20 protein-coding genes are annotated in these 16,114 nt (G+C 72.0%); 6 read left to right on the top strand and 14 right to left on the bottom strand.

The window, feature by feature from the left end; genetic code table 11:
* Positions 1-57: 57 nt before the first annotated feature.
* The 3 genes from E6R62_RS05310 to E6R62_RS05300 all read right to left on the bottom strand — a co-directional run bounded on the left by E6R62_RS05310 (position 58) and on the right by E6R62_RS05300 (position 2,761).
* On the bottom strand, positions 58-1,110 hold the full coding sequence (locus tag E6R62_RS05310; protein WP_136211878.1) for a polyprenyl synthetase family protein: 1,053 nt from the start codon (positions 1,108-1,110) through the stop codon (positions 58-60).
* Complete coding sequence (locus E6R62_RS05305) at positions 1,103-1,417, bottom strand: polyprenyl synthetase (RefSeq protein WP_136211876.1); 315 nt, start codon at positions 1,415-1,417, stop codon at positions 1,103-1,105. The genes E6R62_RS05310 and E6R62_RS05305 overlap by 8 nt, the downstream gene beginning before the upstream one ends.
* A gap of 345 nt (positions 1,418-1,762) precedes the next feature.
* A complete protein-coding gene (locus E6R62_RS05300) occupies positions 1,763-2,761 on the bottom strand; it encodes a YafY family protein (protein ID WP_136211874.1) in 999 nt (332 codons plus the stop codon).
* Positions 2,762-2,864: 103 nt separating this feature from the next.
* Between E6R62_RS05300 and E6R62_RS05295 the strand changes: the two genes are divergently transcribed.
* On the top strand, positions 2,865-3,275 hold the full coding sequence (locus tag E6R62_RS05295; protein WP_136211872.1) for a DUF3224 domain-containing protein: 411 nt from the start codon (positions 2,865-2,867) through the stop codon (positions 3,273-3,275).
* On the opposite strand, the gene E6R62_RS05290 is transcribed toward E6R62_RS05295, so the two are convergent.
* From E6R62_RS05290 to E6R62_RS05280, 3 genes are all read right to left on the bottom strand, one after another.
* Positions 3,248-3,715, bottom strand: coding sequence for a DoxX family protein (locus E6R62_RS05290; protein ID WP_136212201.1), 468 nt, complete (start codon positions 3,713-3,715; stop codon positions 3,248-3,250). The two genes, E6R62_RS05295 and E6R62_RS05290, sit on opposite strands and share 28 nt — an antisense overlap.
* A 122-nt stretch (positions 3,716-3,837) precedes the next feature.
* The gene (locus tag E6R62_RS05285) at positions 3,838-4,272 is read right to left on the bottom strand and encodes a hypothetical protein (RefSeq protein ID WP_136211869.1); all 435 of its coding nucleotides are present in this window, start codon (positions 4,270-4,272) and stop codon (positions 3,838-3,840) included.
* Between the two features lie 62 nt (positions 4,273-4,334).
* Positions 4,335-4,874 (bottom strand): DUF2231 domain-containing protein, encoded by a 540-nt coding sequence (locus E6R62_RS05280; protein ID WP_136211867.1) that lies wholly within the window; start codon positions 4,872-4,874, stop codon positions 4,335-4,337.
* Between the two features lie 132 nt (positions 4,875-5,006).
* Between E6R62_RS05280 and E6R62_RS05275 the strand changes: the two genes are divergently transcribed.
* Complete coding sequence (locus E6R62_RS05275; protein WP_240801483.1) at positions 5,007-5,831, top strand: helix-turn-helix domain-containing protein; 825 nt, start codon at positions 5,007-5,009, stop codon at positions 5,829-5,831.
* Here E6R62_RS05275 and E6R62_RS05270 read toward each other — a convergent pair.
* A complete protein-coding gene (locus E6R62_RS05270; protein WP_136211865.1) occupies positions 5,818-6,468 on the bottom strand; it encodes a maleylpyruvate isomerase family mycothiol-dependent enzyme in 651 nt (216 codons plus the stop codon). The genes E6R62_RS05275 and E6R62_RS05270 overlap by 14 nt on opposite strands.
* A gap of 71 nt (positions 6,469-6,539) precedes the next feature.
* Here E6R62_RS05270 and E6R62_RS05265 point away from each other — a divergent pair, with 71 nt between their 5' ends.
* The 3 genes from E6R62_RS05265 to E6R62_RS39390 all read left to right on the top strand — a co-directional run bounded on the left by E6R62_RS05265 (position 6,540) and on the right by E6R62_RS39390 (position 8,232).
* Complete coding sequence (locus E6R62_RS05265; RefSeq protein ID WP_136211864.1) at positions 6,540-7,511, top strand: LysR family transcriptional regulator; 972 nt, start codon at positions 6,540-6,542, stop codon at positions 7,509-7,511.
* 29 nt (positions 7,512-7,540) lie between these two features.
* Positions 7,541-7,807 carry a GlsB/YeaQ/YmgE family stress response membrane protein gene (locus tag E6R62_RS05260; protein WP_136211862.1) on the top strand — a complete coding sequence of 89 codons (267 nt, stop codon included), beginning with the start codon at positions 7,541-7,543 and terminating at the stop codon, positions 7,805-7,807.
* Between the two features lie 251 nt (positions 7,808-8,058).
* On the top strand, positions 8,059-8,232 hold the full coding sequence (locus E6R62_RS39390; protein WP_168713970.1) for a hypothetical protein: 174 nt from the start codon (positions 8,059-8,061) through the stop codon (positions 8,230-8,232).
* 130 nt (positions 8,233-8,362) lie between these two features.
* Here E6R62_RS39390 and E6R62_RS05255 read toward each other — a convergent pair whose 3' ends face one another.
* The 5 genes from E6R62_RS05255 to E6R62_RS05235 all read right to left on the bottom strand — a co-directional run bounded on the left by E6R62_RS05255 (position 8,363) and on the right by E6R62_RS05235 (position 13,258).
* Complete coding sequence (locus E6R62_RS05255) at positions 8,363-8,695, bottom strand: putative quinol monooxygenase (protein ID WP_136211860.1); 333 nt, start codon at positions 8,693-8,695, stop codon at positions 8,363-8,365.
* A gap of 80 nt (positions 8,696-8,775) precedes the next feature.
* Entirely contained in the window at positions 8,776-9,672 is an 897-nt protein-coding gene (locus E6R62_RS05250) for an alpha/beta fold hydrolase (RefSeq protein WP_136211858.1), read from the bottom strand.
* Between the two features lie 5 nt (positions 9,673-9,677).
* Entirely contained in the window at positions 9,678-10,433 is a 756-nt protein-coding gene (locus E6R62_RS05245; RefSeq protein WP_136211856.1) for a TetR/AcrR family transcriptional regulator C-terminal domain-containing protein, read from the bottom strand.
* A 9-nt stretch (positions 10,434-10,442) separates the two neighbouring features.
* Positions 10,443-11,327: a class II aldolase/adducin family protein gene (locus E6R62_RS05240; protein ID WP_276615526.1), complete on the bottom strand. Its 885-nt coding sequence runs from the start codon at positions 11,325-11,327 to the stop codon at positions 10,443-10,445.
* A 941-nt stretch (positions 11,328-12,268) separates the two neighbouring features.
* The gene (locus tag E6R62_RS05235; RefSeq protein WP_240801482.1) at positions 12,269-13,258 is read right to left on the bottom strand and encodes a GlxA family transcriptional regulator; all 990 of its coding nucleotides are present in this window, start codon (positions 13,256-13,258) and stop codon (positions 12,269-12,271) included.
* A 198-nt stretch (positions 13,259-13,456) separates the two neighbouring features.
* On the opposite strand from E6R62_RS05235, the gene E6R62_RS05230 reads away from it, so the two are divergent.
* Positions 13,457-14,287, top strand: coding sequence for a dienelactone hydrolase family protein (locus tag E6R62_RS05230; protein ID WP_136211852.1), 831 nt, complete (start codon positions 13,457-13,459; stop codon positions 14,285-14,287).
* A 47-nt stretch (positions 14,288-14,334) separates the two neighbouring features.
* Here E6R62_RS05230 and E6R62_RS05225 read toward each other — a convergent pair whose 3' ends face one another.
* Both E6R62_RS05225 and E6R62_RS05220 read right to left on the bottom strand, forming a co-directional pair.
* Entirely contained in the window at positions 14,335-15,348 is a 1,014-nt protein-coding gene (locus tag E6R62_RS05225; RefSeq protein ID WP_136211850.1) for a MerR family transcriptional regulator, read from the bottom strand.
* 21 nt (positions 15,349-15,369) lie between these two features.
* A complete protein-coding gene (locus E6R62_RS05220) occupies positions 15,370-16,008 on the bottom strand; it encodes a HEAT repeat domain-containing protein (RefSeq protein ID WP_136211848.1) in 639 nt (212 codons plus the stop codon).
* Between the last annotated feature and the right edge of the window lie 106 nt (positions 16,009-16,114).

Raw genomic sequence — 16,114 nt, 5'->3', positions numbered from 1 at the left:
CAGCGATCCTTCTCGGTGAGCCGCACGGCCGCGACGGAGAGTCGTCGGGGAAGCCGGTCAGTGGTGGCGGTCGGTGGCCAAGCCGGCGAGGTCGGTCAGCGCTCTCCGGGCGGGGTGCGGCAGGGCGAGCGCGTCCAGGCAGTCGACGGCTTCCCGCACACGGGACGTGATCATGCCTTCCACCTGTTCGGGAGCCTTGAGCGCCACCATCAGTGCGCGCACGTCGTGCAGGTGCTCCTCGGTGAGGTCTTGGCGGCCCAACACGCCCGCGAGGTACTCGCGCTGGGCGGGCAGTGCGGCCTGCCAAGCCGTGGCCAGCAGGGCGGTGGGGCGCTGTCCGCTGATGTCATCCAGGCTCGCTTTCCCCGTACGGCCGGGCTCGCCGAACAGGCCCAACAGGTCGTCGCGGAGCTGGAACGCCTCGCCGAGCGGTATCCCGTACGCGGACAGGCCGTTCCGGAGCCGAGGGGTGGCGCCCGCGAGCAGGCCGCCGATCAGCAGGGGTTGTTCGACGGTGTACTTCGCGGTCTTGTAGCGCACGACCTTCAGCGACATCTGCGGGTCCGGCCGCGCGCCGGTGCTGAGGATTTCCAGACACTCGCCCGCGATCAGGTCCCGCGCCAGGTCAGCCCACATCGGTCGCGCGCGGGCGAGGAAGGCGGCGGGCAAGCCGCTGGTGGCGAACAGCTGCCCCGCCAGGGCCATCAGATGATCACCCATCAGCATGGCGAGAGAGCGGGCGCCGGCATGGCCCCGGGGGCGGCCGGCGACGGCTGCTCGCAGCGCGACGTGGGCAGTGGGCCGGCCGTGGCGCAGGGGGCTGTCGTCGATGAGGTCGTCGTGCACCATCGCGGCGGCGTGGACCAGTTCCATGGAGGCCGCCGCGCGCACCAGGGCGTCGCTGTCGGGCTGGCCGGTCGCACGCCATCCCCAGTAGCAGAACGACGCGCGCAGTCGTTTGCCCTGGCCGGCCGCCGCCTGGAGCTGCGCGGCCACCGGCCTCAGTGCGTCGTCGATCGCGAGGAGTTGCTCGGCCTCCGCCGCGAGGAACTCGGTCAGGACGGTGTCGATGCGGTCCTTGAACGCGGAAGGGACCCAACGCTCAGGCATCGTCACCGGGTGCCGTCCCCGGGGCCGTGGTGTGCTGGGCCATGCTGTGCTGGGCCGCCAGTGCGTGCCGGGCCAGCACCTCCAGGTGGGCGGCGGGTGCGGCGGCGTACCGGTCGAGGGCGATGCGGCCGCGAGCCATCAGGTCCCGCTGGGCGTCACGTGCGATGTCGGGCCCGTCGGCGCGGCGAACCAGCCCCTGCAGCGTTCCCACGGCCGAGCCGATCGTCGTGACGGCCAGGTCCGCCAGCCCGGCCACGAGCAGTACCGCCTGCTCGTCCAAGCCCCGACTGCCGTGCGCGGATGTCATGTCGTGGCGTCCCCTTCGCTGTCGGACACGTACGGCACACACGGGTCGGAGCCATGCGCCGATCCCAGCATGACCGCGCGGCTCGTCCGCGTTACGGGCATTACCGCATCGAGTGACGGGCGGGAACGCATGTCCTACCCGCCGCTCGGCGAACGATCAGCAGGCCCGGCCATCGGCGCCCGGTCGCTCGGCGTGGCGCTCAACCGAAACAGCGGGGCACGGGTACCGGTAGCGGTCCGGTCCGGTCCGGTCGGGAGCGGACCGGCGCGGTGCGGGGCCGTCCCTCGGGCAGCCGCTGTGGGGGAACGCCCGTGCAGGTTGCCGCCCGGACGGCAATGGCTTCGTTCAGCCCCCGTTCACCGCCTCATCGACCGCCCGCGCATACCTACCCGCCAGCGCGGCCACGGCTCGGGCCACCGCTGCCCGCAGGTGTGGCGGACCGAGGACCTCCGCCTCCGCCCCCAACCGGAGCAGATCCCCCACCGCGACGGCCGGTGACTCCACCGGCAGCTCCGCCTCCACCCAGCCGTCCGCGTCCGGGGGCCCGGCACCCTCCAGGGCCCGCGTCCCCGCGGCTCCGAACCGCATGGGCAGCAGCCGCTGCGCGCGCGGCGAGAGCCGCAGCCGCGCCACCCCTTGCACAAGCGCGGTCTCCAGGCGCCGGGATGACTCCTCCCAGTGGGCCGCGAGCCCGAAGCCGACCGGCCGCTCGAAGCGCTCCCCGGTCTCCCGCACGGCCGCCAGCCGCGACACACGGTAGGTCCGTACGCCCCCCTCCGCGGGTCCCGCCACCATGTACCAGATGCCGCCCTTGAGGACGATGCCGAGCGGGTGCAGGTCCCGCTGCCGCAACTCCCCCGACCAGCGCCGGTACTCCACCCGCACCACCTGCTGCTCCCACACCGCCTGTGCGACCGCCGCCAGGTGGGGCACGGGGTCGGCGTCACGGAACCAAGCCGGGGCGTCCAGGTGGAAGCGGTCCTGCACGAGCCGGGCGCGGTCCGCCAGTTCGGCCGGCAGCGCGGCTTGGAGCTTCAGTTGGGCCGTGGCCAGCACGGCGCCCAGCCCCAGCTCCCGCGCCGGCCCCGGCGCCCCGGCCAGGAACAGCGAAGCCGCCTCGGCGTCGGTGAGACCGGTAAGCCGCGTGCGGTAGCCGTCCACCAGCCGGTACCCGCCCGCGGGCCCCCGGTCACCGCACACGGGGACACCGGACGCGCCGAGCGCCTCGATGTCCCGGTACACCGTACGGACGGACACCTCCAACTCCGCGGCCAGCTCCGGGGCGGTCATCCGGCCGCGGTTCTGGAGCAGCAGGAGCAGGGAGAGAAGTCGGTCGGCGCGCATGCGCCCATTCTGGATGCCGTACCTGACAGAGGATGTCAGGTACGGCATCCAGGCTGGTCGAAGCGCGGGGCCGAAGCCCGCGCGGCCCGTCGAAAGGACCACCATGCCCACCCGCACCGCCACCGGCCACTTCACCGCCGCCGACTGGGAGGAGCGCCCCGCCGGCCCCGCCGACACGCTGCCTCGGCTGGCACAGGCCTCGGTCGCGAACACCTTCTCCGGCGGCATCGAGGCCGCCGGCACCCGCTGCGCGTACACCATCGTCTACAGCACGGCGAACACCGGCTCCTACACCGGCCTGGAGCTGTTCACCGGAACCCTCGACGGCCGTACGGGCACCTTCGCGCTGGAGGAACGCGGCACGTTCGAACAGGACGGCACGACCCACTGCTCTTTCGAAGTCGTGCCCGGCTCCGGCACGGGCGAACTGACCGGCCTGCGCGGCACCGGCGGTTTCCTCGCCCGGCACGGCGAGCCGTCCGTCCCCTACACCTTCACATACGACCTGGACTGAGCGAGTTCGTCCGGGCGTCGGCGCCCCGAGGCGGGGGACGCGAGGAAAGCGAGCGACCGGTCCAGGGCCAGTGCGCCTGGGCCGGTGAACACCAGGAGCAGGAAGACCCAGCAGAACATCGCGGACGGTTCGCCGCCGTTCTGCAAGGGCCACACGGCGCGGGGCTGGTGGACGGTGAAGTACGCGTACGCCATCGAGCCGGACGCGAGCAGGGCGGCTGCCCGGGTACCCAGGCCGAGGACGATCAAGGTGCCGGCGACCAGTTGGATGACGGCGGCGTACCAGCCGGGCCACGAGCCGAACGCGATCGTGCCGCCGCCGTGCGCACCACCGAGGACGCCGAAGAGCGAGGCCGCTCCGTGCGAGGCGAACAACACGCCTGTGACGATCCGGAAGGACGCGACGGCATACGCCTGATGCCGGTCGAGGAATCGCGTGATCATGGGGCTCCCTATGGGCGCGGGTCTTCGGCTTTCGGTGAGTGAGGGCAACCGGCGGTTCGGCCGGACGGGCTGCCCGGCCCGGCCGGGGCGGGGTGGGTGCCGGGTGGGTGCCGGGTCGGTCAGCTGCCGCCGACGCCCAGGGCGGACAGGAGGACCAGGACCACTGTGACGACGGCGAACAGTCCGTGTGCGACGACCACGGGAACGGGGAAGTGCCGCTCGGCGGGGCCGGCCTGCTCCCCCGGCCGCGTTGCCGGCGCGGCGGTGGCGGGGGCTCGGTGGAGAGGAATCCAGCGGGCCAGCATCACGAAGCCGAGCAGGGCGACGGGCACCAGCAGGATGAAGGCGGTCCAGGCCAGCGCGTCCTTGTCGATGATGAGGTAGACGATCCAGACGACCAGGCCGATCGCGGCGAGCGCGAAGTGGCCGAAGATGACGGGGACCGGCAAGTGGCTGTTGCCGGCGCGGGCGCCGCCGTGCGAAAGCCAGGTGCCGAGCATGTAGAAGCCGCCGAGTGCGGTGATCACCCAGGCGACCAGTGCGGCGATGTCCATGGGAACTCCAGATCGGCGAGAGCCACTGCCACCGGCCGGTGGCGGACGGGAGGAAGTGGCCGTCAGCGGGTGTGGTGGTTCGGCGCGGGGCGGGCGGGGGCGAAGCCTTCTGCCTGGGTCGCCTCGTCCACGACCCGGACGCCATATCGGTAGGCGAGCTTGCCGCCCAACCATCCCGAGACGCCGAGTACGACGAAGGCGGCGGCGTTGAGTGCCAGCGGCCCGGCGGCAACGCTTCCGGAAGGGCCGCCCCCGGCGTGCCGCCAGAGGAAATTGCCGAGGTACGCGGCGGTCACCAGCAGGTTCAGCGTCATGTGGGTCAGGCCCACCCGAAACGCACGCGTACCGGTCGGGATGGCGAACAGGTCCAGGAAGCCCACCGTCGCCGCCGCCAGAGCGCCGATCACGCCGAGGGCGATCAACCACATCGCCCCGCGTGACAAGAACTCCGGGTCCCCCACCAGGTGGGAGGCGATGTCGAAGACCAGGCTGCCCACCCAGGCCCCGATCGGCACGGTCACCAGGATCGGGTGGAAGGGGTGCCCGTACGGGCCGGCGAGCACGGCGCTGACCGGCTGCTTGGCCTGGTGTGGCTGGGTCATCGTCGCCACCTCCTTATTTCACCAACAAATCTTGGTCTTATTCGGGACGCCGGTCAAGCACAGCAGCCCGAGCGCACACGATTCCCCTTCGATCACGCAGGTTGGCGTTACCGTGAGGAAGTGACCTCCGACATGACTGACACGACTTCGCCGTTGTCCTCCGAGGACGCCGCCATCGACTCCGTCAGCGCGCTCGGCGAGGGCACCAGGCGACAGATGTTCGCCTTCATCCGTCGCGCCCGCCGCCCCGTCACGCGCGACGAGGCGGCCGCCAGCGCCGGCATATCTCGGAAGCTCGCGGCGTTTCACCTCGACAAGCTGGTCGACGCCGGCCTGCTGCGTGCCCGCTACGGGTCCCCCACCGGCATTCGCAAGGTCGGCCGGCAGCCCAAGGTGTACGAACCCACCGACACGCCCATCCAGGTCAGCATCCCCGACCGCCGCCACGAACTCCTGGCCGGCATGCTCCTCCAAGCCGTGGTCAGCGAAGGCGAGGGCGAGAACGCCGTCCAAGCGGCCATGCGCACCGCCGAGGAACGGGGCGAGGCGCTGGGCGAGGAGGAACGCGCACGACTGCGTCCCGGCCGCCTCGGCGCCGAACGCGGCCTGACCCTGTGCGAGCGCATGCTGGACCGGCACGGCTTCGAACCCGCCCGGGAGGCCCCGGACCGGCTACGGCTGCGCAACTGCCCCTTCCATCCGCTGGCCGCTCAGGCGCCCGAGCTGGTCTGCGGCATGAACCACGCCTTCCTCACCGGCTACCTCCACGGCCTGCGGGCGGCGACCGTCCGGGCCGTCCTCGCCCCCCGCCCGGGCGAATGCTGCGTCGAACTGCGGCATGCCGCGGTACCCGATCCCGACCCCGACGCGGACGCGGACGCCGCCGGCCGGCAAGCCGGTGGGGAACGCCGAGAGCCGCAGGGGGGCCGGGTGCGCAGGGCCGTCAGCGGTCGGTGAAGCGGTTGCTCGCTCGGCCGCGGAGGCGGCCGGGCGGCAGACGGCGGCCGAAGGCCACCACGAGGAGGTCCTGGGCGGCTCCGTACACCGGGTCCCCCACGCCGTAGGACCAGTCCATGTCCTCTGCGCACAGCCGTATCCCGGTGAGGTCGACACCGAAGAACTTCAGGCCGCGGGGCTTGATGTCGTCGAGCAGGATGCGGAGCCGGTCCACTGGGACGCGCCGGTCGAGCCCGAGGGCGGTCGTGACGTCCAGCCCGTGGACCACGTCGTGTCCGAGGGCGGCGACGAGCCCGCCGACCGGCGGCGTCCACGGGTGGTCGGCGTTGTCACGCAGGAAGGCGCCGAGTTCCGCGACGGAGTGCGCGGTCGCGTCGCGCCGGGCGACGCGGTCGGTCATGCGGTGGAGGTTGCCTCTGGCTTTGACCAGTTCGCGCAGGGTGGCGGGCAGGGAGAGCCGGAAGCCCATCGACATGTGCGCGACGACCTCGCGGACCGTCCACCCTTCACACAGGCTCGGCGCGTTCCACCCGTCGGCCCGCAGGCTGTCGAAGAGGTCGGCCAACTCGCGGCGTTCCGCGGCGATGGCGGCCTTGATATCGGCTTGCTCGTCCTTGACTGTCGTCGCCTTTTCCATGTGATCAAGCGTGCGGGCGGCTCATCCATATGGCCAATAGACAGTTCTGCTGCCATCTAGCATGCGCGGTTATGGAACTTCGTCAGCTGCGCTACTTCGTCACAGTCGTCGAAGAGGGCAGCTTCACGCGGGCGGCGGCCCGCCTGCACCTGGCGCAGCCGGGCCTGAGTGCGCAAGTCCGGCAATTGGAGTCGGAGTTGGGGCAGCCGCTACTGGATCGCTCGCACCGTTCGGTGACGCTGACCGAGACGGGCCGGGCGGTCCTGCCGTACGCACGGGCGGCACTGGCCGCCGCGGACGCGGTGCGCGAGACGGTCGACGCGTACACGGGGCTCCTGCGCGGCAGGGCGTCGCTCGGCCTCGTCTCCGGGGCCGCAGGCCACGCGTTCGACATCGCCGCGTTTCTCGCGGACTTCCACGAGGCCCACCCCGCCTTGGAGATCGCGCTCACCGAGGACACCTCGGAGCGGATGCAGGCGGCCCTGTTGGCCGGGGAGCTCGACATCGCCCTTCTCGGGCCGACCGGTGAGGTACCGCCGCCCGGGTTGTCGCTGCAGACGGTGATCGACGTTCCCTTGGCCGTCGTCGCCGAGGCCGGCGACCCGGTCTTCGACGGAGCGGACCGTACCGGCATCCCGCTGGCCGGCCTGCGCGACCGGGCTCTGATCTGCCTTCCGCGTGGCACCGGCGTGCGGGCGGCGCTCGAACGTGCCTGCGCGCAGGTCGGGTTCCGTCCCCGCGTCGCCTTCGAGGCGGCGGCCCCGGATGTGCTCGCGCGGCTCGCCGCCCGGGGGCTGGGCGTCGCGGTGCTGCCGAGCGGCGAGGAGGAGGACGGTTCGTCGATCGGCGTGCCCCTGCGGACCCTGACCATCGTCCACCCTCAGATCCGGGCCCGCATCGCCCTTGCCTGGAGATCCACCGGCCCCGCGGGTCCGGCAGCGCGGGCACTGCTGGACAGGCTGCGGGAGAGCCTGCCGGCGGTAGGCGGGAACCCCTGCCGCCACCGATGTTTGGAATCGGGCAGACGGTGCATATGCCTTTAAAAGGGTTTCCATGTAGCTAAGAGGAAATCATGGGCATCATCGGCTGGATTGTGCTTGGCCTTCTCGCCGGAATCATCGCGAAGGTGCTGATGCCGGGCCGTGACCCTGGCGGCTTCATCCTTACGATCCTCATCGGCATCGCCGGCGCCTTGCTGGGCGGATGGCTCGGCAAGGTCATTTTCGGGGTCGACTCCGTCGACGGCTTCTTCGAGCTCTCCACCTGGATCGCGGCCATCGTCGGTTCCCTCGTTCTGCTGGTGGTCTACCGGCTCGTCGCCGGTCGGAGACATTCGTGAAAGTCGGCTCGCGTAGACGCGGGCACAAGCGGGGCGGCCGCCGCTCATTCGCTCGTGTACCCCTCGGGGCTTTCAGGCGCCTGATCCTGCTGCGGCTCGCGATCTGGGGCGTGCGGCTGCTGGCATGGGGCGCGGGACTGGCTCTACGGCGCGCGCTGCGGTGGGCGTTCCGTGCCGCGCTGCCCCGCGGGCTCCGGCTGACGGTGTAAGTCCGTCCCCGTTTGTCGCCCCCGGTGAGAGAGGGGTCGGTCATGAGCGCCGGCGAGAAAATAAAGGCCCGGGCCGAGCAGGTGATCGGCAAGTCCGTGAGGAAAGTGGCGCACGCCTTGGGGAACAGGACCACCGAGGCCAAGGGGGTCGCCCTGGAGGCCCGCGGAAAGGCCCGGCAGGTGAAGGAACAGGGTAAGGACGCCTTCAAGGGCTGACGTGACCTGCCCCCCGAACCCAACGAGGATACAGGGATGTGAGGGACGCACGGGTGGAGGCCCGACCCGGCCCGGCCGTAGCCGGGCCGGGTCGCCCAGCCCCGTCAGGACTGGTCGTCAGGACCGGCCGTCAGGACTGACCGTCGACAGCCATCTCGCCCAGCAAAGACCAGTCGTCCTGCGGCAATTGCATGTTCACGATGCGGGGCGTCGCGGCCAGATGGCGCGGCAGAGTCCGCTGCGCCGCCTTGAAGTGGTCGGACCGGACATGAGCCGCCCCCGCCTCGTCGTCACGGAACGCTTCGACCAGGACGTACTCGTTCGGATCGTCGACGCTCCGCGACCAATCGAAGGACAGACAGCCGGGTTCGGCGCGGGTAGCGGCGGTGAAGTCGGCTGCGATCTGCGGCCAGCGGTCCGCGTGCTCGGGCCGGACCTGGAACTTTGCGGTGATGAAGATCATAAGGCCTCCTTGAGTTCGGTTCCGATTCTCCGTCGTCGGCGTCGCCGGAGGGCGAGACACGACGACCACCCGTGCGGCGATCAGGGCAGATCCGGCACGGGAGTCGCCCGCAGGAAGGAGCCGAGTGCCTCGGCGACGGCGGGCGGATCTTCCAGCTGCGGATAGTGTCCGACCGGAGGCGGTCCGACGAGTTCGACGACCGAGGCCCGGGGGACCCTGGTGCGGATGCGCGCCAGTACGTGGGCGCCGCTGACGGGATCGGCCGGACCCCATACGAAGAGCACCGGGCCGGGGTATTCCTCCAGGGCCGTCGTCCACCGCCCGGCATGGCGACGGCGCTCGTCGATGTAGCGCAGCAGCTTCGGCGCGCGCCGGTGGCCGCCCGCCCGGGACGCCGCCGCCCAGAGTTCCCGTACGTCCTCGTCGCAGAGCTCCCGCCCCAGCACACCGCGCAGGGCAGCCCCGAATCGGCGGCGGGTGGTCAGGGGCGCGACCAGTGGGCCGAGCGGCCCGTGCAGCAGGCGCTGGGTCGGCACCGGGCGGTGCAGGTCGGGGTAGAGCCCGCCGTTGAGCCAGGCCACGCGAGTGAGGCGCGACGGATTCCGGGCCAGCAGCTCCTGCCCCACGCTGACGCCGTAGTCATGGGCGACCAGGGCGGTGGTTCCGATGCCGAACCGGCTCCACACCTCCTCGACCAGCGTGGCCTGGTCGAGCACCGAGTACGTGTGCCGGCGCGGTTTGTCACTCTCCCCGAAACCGAGGAAGTCAAGGGTGGTGACCCGCAGTCCGGCCTCGGTCAGGGACGGCACGACCGCCGCCCAGTCGTGGGAAGAGGTGGGGAAGCCGTGGAGCAGTGTCACCGGAGCCCCGGCCGCAGGACCGTCCTGGCGTACGAAGATCAGCCGGCCCCCGACCCTGACATGGCTGCCGTGCCGGGTCCACTGGCGCAGCGGTGGCAGGACCGCGCTCCTCGGCATGCCCATCACGTTCCGGCCCCTTCGCCCTGCAAGTGATCGAGTCCCGACACCAGCACGCGCAGCCCGAAGTCGAACTCTGCGTCTCCGTCGAGGGAGTTGAGAAGGTCCGCGTGGTGGCGAACCACCGGGTGGGTCAAGGGGGACAGACCGGCGAAGAGTTCGGTCATCGCCGCGCGCTGCGGGGCTGTTCGGGCCGCCCCACCGGTGTCGAGCACGGCGGAGCCGATCACGAAGTGGGTGACCGTGAGGTAGACGTGCACGGCCGTGCGCGGTTCCCATCCCTGGGCGAGGAGCTGCCCGAGGGCGTGCTCACGGGCCCGCAACGCGTTGGGGCCGAGCAACTGGCCGCTCGTCAGGGCCGGTACGAGGGCCGGGTGGCCGAGGAGGACGCGACGGAACTCCCGCGCGCCCTGCTCCAGGCCGGCCCGCCAGTCGCCGTCGAGGGAAGGGAGCCGGATCTCCCCCAGCATGTGGTCCACGGTCTCGATCAACAACTCCTCGCGGCTCGCCACATGGCGGTACAGGGAGGTGTGGCGCACCTGGAGGTGCTCCCCGAGGCTGCGCATCGTGAGGGAGTCCAATCCTGCCCGGTCGGCCAGTTCGAGCGCGCCCGCGGTGATCCGCTCAAGGGTGAGCCCGCCCGTACGCGGTCGGCGTCGGTCGCGTTCGGCGTACCGCGCCTGCCACCACGAGGCGGAACCCGGTTCCGCGGCCCCCTGGGCCGGGGCGGTCGGCTGGCTCTGGTCAGAGGCGGTCGTCATGTGGGCGCCCTACTCGAAGAGGTCGGGGTCGGTGCGCACGATCTCGTCCCACAGGGGCTGGAAGGAGAACCAGCCGGCGAGCGGGAAGCCGGTTTGGTCGCGGGTGTACCGGGCGGCGTCGGGGTCGATCAGCAGGGGCGTGCCGGCGGCCTGCGCGAGCAACTGCGCCTGGGCGCTGCGCTCCATGGAGATGAACCACCAGGCCGCCTCGTCGACGGACTCGCCGACCGTGAAGATGCCGTGGTTCTGGTGGATGACGGCCTTGTGCGGGCCGAGACCCGCGGCGAGCTGTCGGCCCGCCTCCTCGTCCACCACCACCGCGCCGGCGCCGTCCCGGTGAAGAGTGTGCTGCTCGTAGAGGGCGCAGGCGTCCTGGGTGATCGGATCCAGCAGCCGCCCCAGGCTGGAGAAGGCCTTCCCGTGCACGGCGTGTGCGTGGGCGGCCGCGACGACGTCCGGACGGGCCTTGTGAACAGCGGAATGGATCACGAACCCCGCCCGGTTGACCGGGCGCCGACCGTGACGGACCTGACCCTCGTCATCGACCAGGATCAGGTCGGAGACCCGGATGTGTCGGAAGGACATACCGAACGGGTTGACCCAGAACATGTTCGGATACTCGGGGTCGCGCACCGTGATGTGCCCCGCCACGCCTTCGGAGAAGCCGAACCGGCCGAAGACACGGCAGGCGCCCGCGAGCCGCTGCTTGCGGTGCTCGCGTTCCTGGTCCATGTCGTCGAACACGGGAGGCAGTGGCAACCGCAGGTCTTCCTGTCGCGGTACGAAGGCACTGCCGCGCGGGCCGTCCGCCGCCCCGACCGTCGCCGTGCCACTCGTCTTCACGCGGTCGGCCGCCCGCTCCTGCATGTCGCCCTCTTCCCCTTGTGCGTCCATTGGACGCACATCATGCGTCCGATGGACGCATGACGCAAGACCTCGGGGCCGACCGTGCGCACAGGCAGCCGCCGTTGTGGCGCCGGTCAGGGCGCCCCGGCCGTCACCGTTGGTGGTCGGGGTGCATGGTCAGGCAGAGCGCCCAGACGTCGGAGTAGGTGTTCGTTGCGGCCCGCCGCTGATCCTGAGGCCTCCGCCCCCCCGGGCTCGCCCGCGCTCCGGCCCGTCGCCGCCGGTGCAGCCGACCGTCGCCGTCTGCCCGGTCCCTGCCTCCGTGGGGCCCGCCGGCGAGTGAGCCGTCTCCCGGCATCGTGGTGGGGCGTCGGGTTCCGTGTCCCGGCGGAGATCCGAGCGGCGGCCTGCCCGGGCGACCAGGGGCGGCAGGGCCCATACGCTGCCGCACCGAGGGTCACCCGTGCGTCCGCAGATCGGGACTTCAGCAGACTCATCCGACACCATCTGCCGGGTCTGGAGCCGATTTCCCCGGCGTGAGCGGTAGGCCGGTCAGGCATGGGCATGGATCGCCCGGATGCGCGACCTGCTCAGCGGAAAGGGCGGGCGGATGCGCGGCGGCGGCGTGAGGAGGACGCACGTGGCGTCGGCGCCCCAGGCTCGAACACCGCGGGTCCACAGCAGGTCGCGAGCAAAGGCGGCGCGAGGGGCGGCCCTCCGCGGGGGAAAGGGGCCGATCGCGCCGCGCGGGATGGCGGGGCCGGCTGCGGCAGACCGCGGCCGGCCCCCTACGACCGGTGCCCGACGGTCAGCTACCGGCGGCGTGGCGGCGTCGCCACCGGTGGCCGTGCCGGCCGCGCCGCGCTGGCCGGCACCGCCGCGGAAAATGTACTTGCGGGCCCAAGACTCGCCGGCTGCGGGGATGGTTGTACGCAGCATCGAAAATGGCTCGTGGAATCGGGCCGGGCGGGTTTCCCGGGTCGTGCCGCTCAGCGGTCCGTGCGGCGGAAGGCGGTCCGGTAGGCGCTCGGACGGTGACCGGTGTGGCGGGCGAAGAGGGCGGCGAAGGTGCCGGGGTCCTGATAGCCGACGGCTGCGGCGACGGCCGCGACGGTGCGGTCGGTGGTCTCCAGGAGATGGCGGGCGCGGCGGACCCGAGAGGCTTGCAGGTACACCAGCGGGCTGCGTCCGGTCTCTTCGGCGAAGCGGCGCAGCAGCGTGCGTGTGCTGACCCGGAAGGCGTCCGCGAGTGCGACGAGGTCGTACCGTTCGGTGAGGTTCTGGTCCAGCCGGCGCATGACCCTCTGGGCGAACTCCCGGCCGGGCTGCGGGAGGAGCCGGGGATCGACGTAAGCGGTCTGGGACACGCGGGCGTCGTCGACGAGCGCCACCCGGGCGGTGGCACGGGCCACACGCGCGCCGTTGTGTCGGCGGATCAGGTCGAGCGCGAAGTCGTACATGGCGCTGAAGGCGGCCGTGGTCGTCACCCCGGTATCGGTGACGACCAAGTGCTCCGGGCGCACGTCGGCACCGGGGCAGCGCCGGGCCAGTTCGGCGGCGTACAGCCAGGAGGTGGTGGCCCGGCGCCCCTCCAGGAGTCCCGCCTCGGCGAGCAGGAACGCACCGACGCAGAGGGAGACGACGGCGGTGCCGGCGCCGGCCTGCGCGCGGATCGCCGTGATCTCGGGGGCCAGCCGGGCGAGCCGCGCGTCGAGGTCGGCCTCCGGGTGCAGTTCGAAACCGGGGACCACGAGGACGTCGACCTCGCGCAAGGGCCGTACGTCCAGGCTCGCGCCACCCGAGGCGGTGACCCGGCTGCGGGGCGAGAGGACCGACACCCGGTAGCCGGGCGCGTCCGCTCCGGCGACGTGCCCGGCCATCGTCAACAGGTCCGGAACTCCGAAGACTTCGGACGCGAAACAGCCCGGGTACGCCAGGACTCCGACCCGCAGCGCGCCCTGCCCGACGCCCTCACCCACGCCGTCCTCCTCCCGCGAAGCCGACTCGGGCCACCCTGGCCGACCCCCGGCAGATCGCATCACCGCTCGCCTCCGTGTGGCCGTGGCCGTGGCCGTGGCCGTGGCCGTGGCCGTGGCCGTGGCCGTGGCGACATTACCCCTGTCCTTGGCGATCCCGCCCCTCACCCTGTGGCCGGTGCCGCGACCAGGCTGGCCCCCATGAGCGACGACGACGCGATCAGCGACTTCACCCGACGGAGCGTGGCCGTGGAGGGGGTGGAGAAGACGGTGTGGGTGGCCGGGACCGGGCCCGCCGTCGTGATGCTGCCCGAGATGCCGGGCATCAGCCCAGACGTCCTACGGCTCGCACGCTGGGTGCGGGACGCCGGCTTCACCGTCCAGGTGCCCTCCCTGTTCGGGACGGACGGCGCCTTCCCCACCGCCGAGGGCGGCCGGGAAGTCGTCCGCCGCGCCTGTGTCAGCGCGGAGTTCCGTGCCTTCGCCGGGGGCGGCACCAGCCCCGTGACGCTTTGGCTGCGCGGGCTGGCGCGGCAGGCCCACATCGAATGCGGCGGGCCCGGGGTGGGCGCGATCGGCCTGTGCTTCACCGGCAACTTCGCCCTCACCATGGCCCTGGAACCGGCGGTGATCGCCCCGGTGGTCAACCATCCTTCGCTGCCCCTCGACGACCCGGGCGGACTCGAACTCGACGCGGCGGACGCGCGCGATGTGCGCGAGCGGCTCCGCCGCGACGGACTCACCGTCCTCGCCTACCGCTTCGAGGGCGACCGGTGGTGCACGGGGCAACGCTTCGCCGCCTACCGCGCCCTGCTCGGCGACGCCTTTGACGGACGCGTCCTGCCGGACAGCGCCGCCAACCCGTCCCCGCCGCCCTTCTTCGCCGACCTGGTCGGCACCCCGCACAGCGTCGTCACCGCTCATCTCGTGGACGAGGTCGGCCACCCCACGGTCCGGGCCCGCGACGAGATCCTCGCCTTCCTCGGCTCACGCCTCCACCCGCACGGAAACGGACCGCTGTCCGCCACCTGACCCGGCCCCCCGTCACCGGTCGTGTGGCGCACGCGGTCCCCGGCGGCTCACGAGTGTGCGTCTCGTAGGGTGAGGACATACGTCGCGGTCAGGGCGACGGGTCGGTCTCCGTCTCGTGACAGGGCTACGAGGGCACGCGACGCCGTACTCCCGGGGATGTCCGCGAGTGCCTGTGTCAGCCGGCGGCGGGCGGACGGACCGACGGTGTCGCGGTCGAGGCGGTCGACGAGCCCGGTGGCGATCCGCTCCGCGAGCTCGGGATCGCTCGCCAACGCGCTCAGTGCGTCGGCCGCGTCGGCGTCGTTCACGTCCTCGACGATCATGTCGATGAGGATGGGAACCGCGTCGGACACCGCGCGTGTTCCGAGCGCGAGGGCCGCGTACCGGCGAACCACCGTGTCGGAGTGCGTGAGGGCGTCCCGCAGCAGCGTCGTCGCCGCGTCGTCGGGAATCTCGGCGATGGACCGGACGGCACGCGTGCGGACTTCGGCCTCGGTCGAGGCAAGGCCCCGCGCCAACAACGCGAGTCCCCCTCCGGCGCCGCCCGATCGTTCCAGGGCCCAGCGAAGGGCTCCCGCGACGCTCGGGTCCGACTCGTTCAGGACGGCCTCGACCAGAGCCTCCACCGGCACGGGCACTTCCTCGACCGCGGACAGGGCCGCGCGCTGCCGCGCTCCGGCGCTCTTGGACCCCAACGCCTGTAGGAGCGGCACGATGTGAAGGACTGCTTCCCAGCCCGCGGGTTCCGCGGCACCGATCCGACGCAGTCGGGTGAGCAGCTCCGTCTCCGCGGCGATGCGCTCCCGCGTCTGGCGGATCAGGTCCTCGACGAGCTCCGCGGGCGCGAAGCCGGGGTCGTCCAGCGCCCGCCCGACGTCGCGCAGCGACAGGCCCAACGACCGCAGGCTCTCGATGTGGAAGACGCGGCGGATGTCCTCGCCGGAATACTCGCGGTAGCCGGAACCGGTACGACCCGTGGGCCGGACCAGGCCGAGCGCTTCGTAATGCCGGAGCATGCGGGCGCTCACCCCGGACCGTCGCGCGACATCGCCGATCAACACTGTCTACCGTCCTTTCCGTACCTACCCGCCGAGGGCCACGGCGCGCTTGGCCTCCTCGATCGCGAACCCGAAGCCGGCGTCCGGGTCGCGCCACAGCCGTTCCGTGGCGATCGCGTGGGCGCGCACGCGCGGGTCGAGGTCCGTCGTCGCCTCACCCAGCGCCGGCAACATCACCTCCCCGAGCGCGACCAGCGCCCGGCTCAGGCTCACTTGCGTCTCGCGTTCCCCACGCCCGAGTTGCGCCGCCAACCGTACGGCCAGCGCGCCCTCCTGCCCTTCGGGTACCAGTACGACCGCTGCCCGCCAGCCACTTCGGGCCACTTCGTCATCGGGGTCGGACAGCAGCGCCGGTGTGATCGCCGGCCACGCTCGCCGGTCCCCGATCTTGGACAGTGTGTGCAATGCCTGACTCCGTGCCTGCGCGCGCTCCGAGCGGACTTCGTCGACGAGCAGCGGGACCGTCACGGATGCCGCGTACCGGGTCAGGGCCCACGTCAGCATCTCTCGCACGGAGAACTCGGGCTCGACCGCGCACCGCTCGACGAGCTTGCCGACGAATCCGGGGTCCGGGGTCGTGCCGAGTGCGAGTGCCGTCCGCAGCCGGACCGATGAGCTGTCGTTCTCCAACCCCTGTAGGGCCCGCGCCCTATCCGTATCCATACCCGTATCCGTGGCCCTGCTCGCGTTCGTGTGCTCGTTCGCCGTGGTCATTGGCCCACCTCCTTGACCGCAGTGAAGACGTTGTCACCGTGTCAAGGTCAAGCGG

Origin of the sequence: Streptomyces sp. A1136, assembly GCF_004795055.1 — a bacterium.
GTDB lineage: Bacteria > Actinomycetota > Actinomycetes > Streptomycetales > Streptomycetaceae > Streptomyces.
The sequence above is the reverse complement of the archived record's forward strand: the minus strand, read 5'-3'. Positions and strand labels throughout refer to the sequence as shown.

What these genes read in the sequence shown, in the direction of transcription:
- E6R62_RS05310 (WP_136211878.1), bottom strand. Translation starts at nt 1,110, where the DNA reads ATGCCTGAGCGTTGGGTCCCTTCCGCGTTCAAGGACCGCATCGACACC.
- E6R62_RS05305 (WP_136211876.1), bottom strand. Translation starts at nt 1,417, where the DNA reads ATGACATCCGCGCACGGCAGTCGGGGCTTGGACGAGCAGGCGGTACTG.
- E6R62_RS05300 (WP_136211874.1), bottom strand. Translation starts at nt 2,761, where the DNA reads ATGCGCGCCGACCGACTTCTCTCCCTGCTCCTGCTGCTCCAGAACCGC.
- E6R62_RS05295 (WP_136211872.1), top strand. Translation starts at nt 2,865, where the DNA reads ATGCCCACCCGCACCGCCACCGGCCACTTCACCGCCGCCGACTGGGAG.
- E6R62_RS05285 (WP_136211869.1), bottom strand. Translation starts at nt 4,272, where the DNA reads ATGGACATCGCCGCACTGGTCGCCTGGGTGATCACCGCACTCGGCGGC.
- E6R62_RS05280 (WP_136211867.1), bottom strand. Translation starts at nt 4,874, where the DNA reads ATGACCCAGCCACACCAGGCCAAGCAGCCGGTCAGCGCCGTGCTCGCC.
- E6R62_RS05275 (WP_240801483.1), top strand. Translation starts at nt 5,007, where the DNA reads ATGACTGACACGACTTCGCCGTTGTCCTCCGAGGACGCCGCCATCGAC.
- E6R62_RS05270 (WP_136211865.1), bottom strand. Translation starts at nt 6,468, where the DNA reads ATGGAAAAGGCGACGACAGTCAAGGACGAGCAAGCCGATATCAAGGCC.
- E6R62_RS05265 (WP_136211864.1), top strand. Translation starts at nt 6,540, where the DNA reads ATGGAACTTCGTCAGCTGCGCTACTTCGTCACAGTCGTCGAAGAGGGC.
- E6R62_RS05260 (WP_136211862.1), top strand. Translation starts at nt 7,541, where the DNA reads ATGGGCATCATCGGCTGGATTGTGCTTGGCCTTCTCGCCGGAATCATC.
- E6R62_RS39390 (WP_168713970.1), top strand. Translation starts at nt 8,059, where the DNA reads ATGAGCGCCGGCGAGAAAATAAAGGCCCGGGCCGAGCAGGTGATCGGC.
- E6R62_RS05255 (WP_136211860.1), bottom strand. Translation starts at nt 8,695, where the DNA reads ATGATCTTCATCACCGCAAAGTTCCAGGTCCGGCCCGAGCACGCGGAC.
- E6R62_RS05250 (WP_136211858.1), bottom strand. Translation starts at nt 9,672, where the DNA reads ATGCCGAGGAGCGCGGTCCTGCCACCGCTGCGCCAGTGGACCCGGCAC.
- E6R62_RS05245 (WP_136211856.1), bottom strand. Translation starts at nt 10,433, where the DNA reads ATGACGACCGCCTCTGACCAGAGCCAGCCGACCGCCCCGGCCCAGGGG.
- E6R62_RS05240 (WP_276615526.1), bottom strand. Translation starts at nt 11,327, where the DNA reads ATGGACGCACAAGGGGAAGAGGGCGACATGCAGGAGCGGGCGGCCGAC.
- E6R62_RS05230 (WP_136211852.1), top strand. Translation starts at nt 13,457, where the DNA reads ATGAGCGACGACGACGCGATCAGCGACTTCACCCGACGGAGCGTGGCC.
- E6R62_RS05220 (WP_136211848.1), bottom strand. Translation starts at nt 16,008, where the DNA reads ATGGATACGGATAGGGCGCGGGCCCTACAGGGGTTGGAGAACGACAGC.